The 3,960-nt window shown below is 45.1% G+C and carries 3 protein-coding genes, 2 tRNA genes and 1 pseudogene; all 6 read left to right on the forward strand.

Annotated elements, in window-relative coordinates:
* Window positions 1-621 precede the first annotated feature (621 nt).
* Window positions 622-723 (forward strand) — tRNA-OTHER (locus STRDD10_RS10915).
* Window positions 724-858: 135 nt separating this feature from the next.
* Window positions 859-990: transfer RNA gene (locus tag STRDD10_RS10920), tRNA-OTHER, on the forward strand.
* Window positions 991-1,043: 53 nt separating this feature from the next.
* Complete coding sequence (locus tag STRDD10_RS07650; RefSeq protein WP_067194640.1) at window positions 1,044-1,610, forward strand: site-specific integrase; 567 nt, start codon at window positions 1,044-1,046, stop codon at window positions 1,608-1,610.
* 185 nt (window positions 1,611-1,795) lie between these two features.
* Window positions 1,796-2,137 carry an HNH endonuclease gene (locus tag STRDD10_RS07655; RefSeq protein WP_067194643.1) on the forward strand — a complete coding sequence of 114 codons (342 nt, stop codon included), beginning with the start codon at window positions 1,796-1,798 and terminating at the stop codon, window positions 2,135-2,137.
* A 229-nt stretch (window positions 2,138-2,366) separates the two neighbouring features.
* Complete coding sequence (locus tag STRDD10_RS07660) at window positions 2,367-3,668, forward strand: hypothetical protein (RefSeq protein WP_067194645.1); 1,302 nt, start codon at window positions 2,367-2,369, stop codon at window positions 3,666-3,668.
* Window positions 3,622-3,960, forward strand: a pseudogene (locus tag STRDD10_RS11610) (hypothetical protein); the annotation flags it as partial. The gene STRDD10_RS07660 and the pseudogene STRDD10_RS11610, both read left to right, overlap by 47 nt.

Here is a 3,960-nt window from a genome sequence, read left to right on the forward strand (position 1 = left end):
GAAAGCAACGAGATATTGAAATTTATCTAAGCATGGGGTATTCTGAGAGTGAATTTTATCGTGTGTTGAATCGTGCTTTATTGGAATTTTGCGAGGGGTATCGTCATGGGGAGTTGCTAGTATATAAAAAATCGGTGGATTCTGGGAGAGAATTGCAAGAGAATTGACAGGAAATGTGCTAAAAGGCGTGATAAAATAGTATTATCCGATGAATGGGAAAACGTATTCCTGTTAATTATTATGATATGATATGGGTCTTTGACCCTTTGCGAGCAGTAGGCACAGCAAGTTACTTAAAACGTAGCTGAAACGATAACAAGACGATGTGAACTTGGCTTTGGGGTTCAATTCCCCTTGCTTGCATTGACTGCAGTAGAAAATGTTATTCTCGTTTACGAATAATTGGACACCGTGCAGTCAGGTGTCGTTTGGAGAGTTTGACAACTTGTTTCCAGCCGTCTTTGTTTTGCATGATTTTTTTTACCTTTAGAGGTGAGAGGCAGGGGAGGTCAACAGTAGGTGCAAGTCCTACGCTCTTTATAAAGCATGCAGAAGCGTACGACGCCTGCGATGCGAAAAGCTCAATCAATCGCATATCGGGTTGAGTTTTAATATGCGTATGGGAACATGATCCGTGATTGGAAAACGGTAAGGGTAGCGCCCTGAGCTAGTCCGTGTGACGTCCACGACAGCTATGTGCTGGTTCGATTCCAGCTGTTCCCGTTATTGATTGCCACAGTTGCAGTTGCAACCAATGGGCAGGCTAGAAACTACATTGATGCCTGCCAGTGATAAACATGCTAGACGAAATGTAGAGGGTTTGCTAGCGCCTCTTGTTGGTGGTTGAGGAGGTAATTTTGGGAGTTGGCAGAGTGGCTGATTGCGGTTATTTTACCTGACGAAAGTCTAGGTGGGTTAATCCGAAAAGTAAGATAATAGATCTGGTAGGAGAAATCCGAGGTTCCATGGGTTCGAATCCCATACTCTCAATATAGTTGCAGTCAGCAGATGCTGGCTTTTTTAGGAAATGAAAGGAGGGAGCGATGAAGAAAGTTGAACCGATACGTGACTTGGATGACATTGAACGGATGAAAAAGTATCTGCGCTCAAAGAGTGAGCGGAACTATGTTCTGTTTATGTTTGGTATCTACTCTGGTCTGCGAGTTAGCGACATCATTCCCCTCCAAGTCAAGCAGGTAACGGTTGATAGGATTGAGGTCAAGGAAACAAAGACAGGAAAAGTCAGGCGCTTTCCTATCAATCCTGCACTGAGAAAATCCATCAACCAGTACATCAAGGATAATGATCTGCAAGACTATGACTATCTCTTTCCTAGCAAAAAGAAGGTCCGCTCGGATGGTGTGAGAATCACACATATCGGTCGTGTGGCAGCTTATCAAATACTGAAAGAAGCTGCAGATCATATTGGTTTGGTTCACATAGGAACTCACTCCATGAGAAAGACCTTTGGCTATCACCACTACAAACAAAATGGAAATGTAGCAGCATTGATGGAGATATTCAACCACTCATCACCAGACATTACACTAGGATATATCGGCTACAAGCAGGACGAACTGGATGCCAGTATGCTATCGTTTAGCTATTAAAAGCGTCTTTATTTTACATATTGCGAAAACGTAAATTAGAAATAGCTTAATGATGTCTCATCCCTTGATATGACTGGTGTCAGATAAGGTTAATTATATTTAACAGAATATAAGATATGTTAAATACGGAGAGGGTGGACAAATTGAAATACCCTCCCCTCATGTCATGAGAAAGGAGCTAAGAAATGAGTCCCCTCCCCCGTGCTGACCGTACAGGTCCCCACCGTGTCGCCTTTGAAAAGAATAAGAAGATACTGCTAAAAACTAGGAATACATGTGGCATTTGTGGACAGATCGTGGACAAGAGTTTGAAGTACCCTCATCCACTTAGCCCCGTTATTGACCACATTATCCCAGTCATCAAGAACGGACATCCATCAGACATCAACAACTTGCAGCTGGCTCATTGGCAGTGCAACAGACAGAAGTCTGATAAGCTCTACGCTGATGAGAAAGCAAGCGGTGCAAAGGTTGTAGGTAATCGGAACTTGCCACAAAGTGTTGATTGGTTGAAGTATCGAGCTTGATGGTACTTGATGTAAGAAATGACAAGAATTGCAGAAATTGCAAAAAAAGCATAAATTATTGAAAATATGTGAGATTGGCAGGAATGATTAAACATTAAAAAATGCCAAAATGTGCAGGACGGGTCTGAGGAGAGATAGGGGGGTAATCCCCTCCCCAAAGGCTCGAGCGAGCCTTCACGCCGTCACTGTACATATTTTCTCGCGGGAAATGTATAGAAAGTGGGTAATTATGCAACTGAGAGGTATGAACTATCTGCGGCGGAAGTTATCCGCTTATAAGATGAGAGTTGATATGCGGTATGACCAGTATGCCATGCAGCATCGTGATAGTGATGTAGGGATTACCATACCGCCACAGATACGGGCTCAGTATCGGTCTGTCTTGGGCTGGGCTACGAAGGGTGTGGATAGTTTGGCGGATAGGCTGGTCTTTCGTGAGTTTGCGAATGATGGTTTTTCTGTGAATGAAATCTTTGCTCAGAATAATCCTGATGTCTTTTTTGATAGTGCGATCTTATCGGCGCTTATCGGGTCGTGTTGTTTTGTCTATATTTCGCAGGGGGACGATGGTGTTCCTCGTTTACAGGTTATCGAGGCGAGTAATGCGACAGGGGTGCTAGACCCTATCACTGGTTTGCTGTCGGAGGGTTATGCCGTTCTGCGTCGTGATGATGGTGGTGCTCCGCTTCTTGAAGCTTACTTTACGAGTGATACGACTTGGTTTTATGAGAAGGGGCGTGAGCCGTTTGCGGTGAGGAATCCTGCTGGTGTGCCTCTGCTAGTACCTGTTATCCATCGTCCTGATGCGGTGCGTCCGTTTGGGCGGAGTCGGATCACTCGGGCTGGTATGTACTATCAGCGGTTTGCCAAGCGGACTTTGGAGCGGGCTGATGTGACGGCGGAGTTTTACTCTTATCCTCAGAAGTATGTGCTGGGTTTGGACGCTGATGCGGAGCCTATGGACAAGTGGAAGGCGACGGTGTCGAGTCTCTTGACCTTTACGAAGGATGAGGACGGTGATAGTCCCAAGGTGGGGCAGTTCACGACTTCGAGTATGTCGCCGTTTACGGAGCAGTTGCGGACTGCTGCGGCTGGTTTTGCTGGTGAGATGGGCTTGACCTTGGACGACCTTGGTTTTGTGTCGGATAATCCGTCATCGGTGGAGGCTATCAAGGCTAGTCATGAAAATCTGCGCTTGGCTGGGCGGAAGGCTCAGCGGTCGCTGGGTTCGGGGCTGTTGAATGTGGCTTATGTCGCTACTTGTTTACGTGATGAGTTTCCGTATTTGAGGAAACAGTTTAATAAGACGGTCGTGAAGTGGGAGCCTTTGTTTGAGGCGGACGCTAATATGTTGACCTTGATTGGTGATGGTGTTATCAAACTGAATCAAGCGGTGCCTGGCTATATGGATGCTGAAACTATCCGTGACTTGACTGGAATTAAAGGGTCAGACAAGCCTGCTCCACTAGTGAAGGAGGTTGCAGATGGTGGAGGATATCGTTCCGAGCCTGCTCAAGAAAATCAAGTCTGAGTTTGAATATGCTAGGTTGGACAGCGAGGTCTTGAAAGACTTGCTGTCTAAGCTAAATCATAGTAAGGCAAGTTATTTGGATGCTAATCAATATGCTATCGAAATTGGGGAGATACTTTCTAAGACTCTGGAAGCTTCTCTAACGAACGAAACACTACCAGACGGTAAAATGTATTATAATATCGCTAAACGTTTGTTAGAGGACGTTTTAGGGCGGAATTACGAGCTTGTGAGTGATTACACTGAACAAGTTCAGAAGAGTTTGAACTCTGAGGCTAAAATTGGGTTAGTT

Source organism: Streptococcus sp. DD10 (genome assembly GCF_001578805.1).
In the GTDB taxonomy this organism is placed as follows: Bacteria; Bacillota; Bacilli; order Lactobacillales; family Streptococcaceae; genus Streptococcus.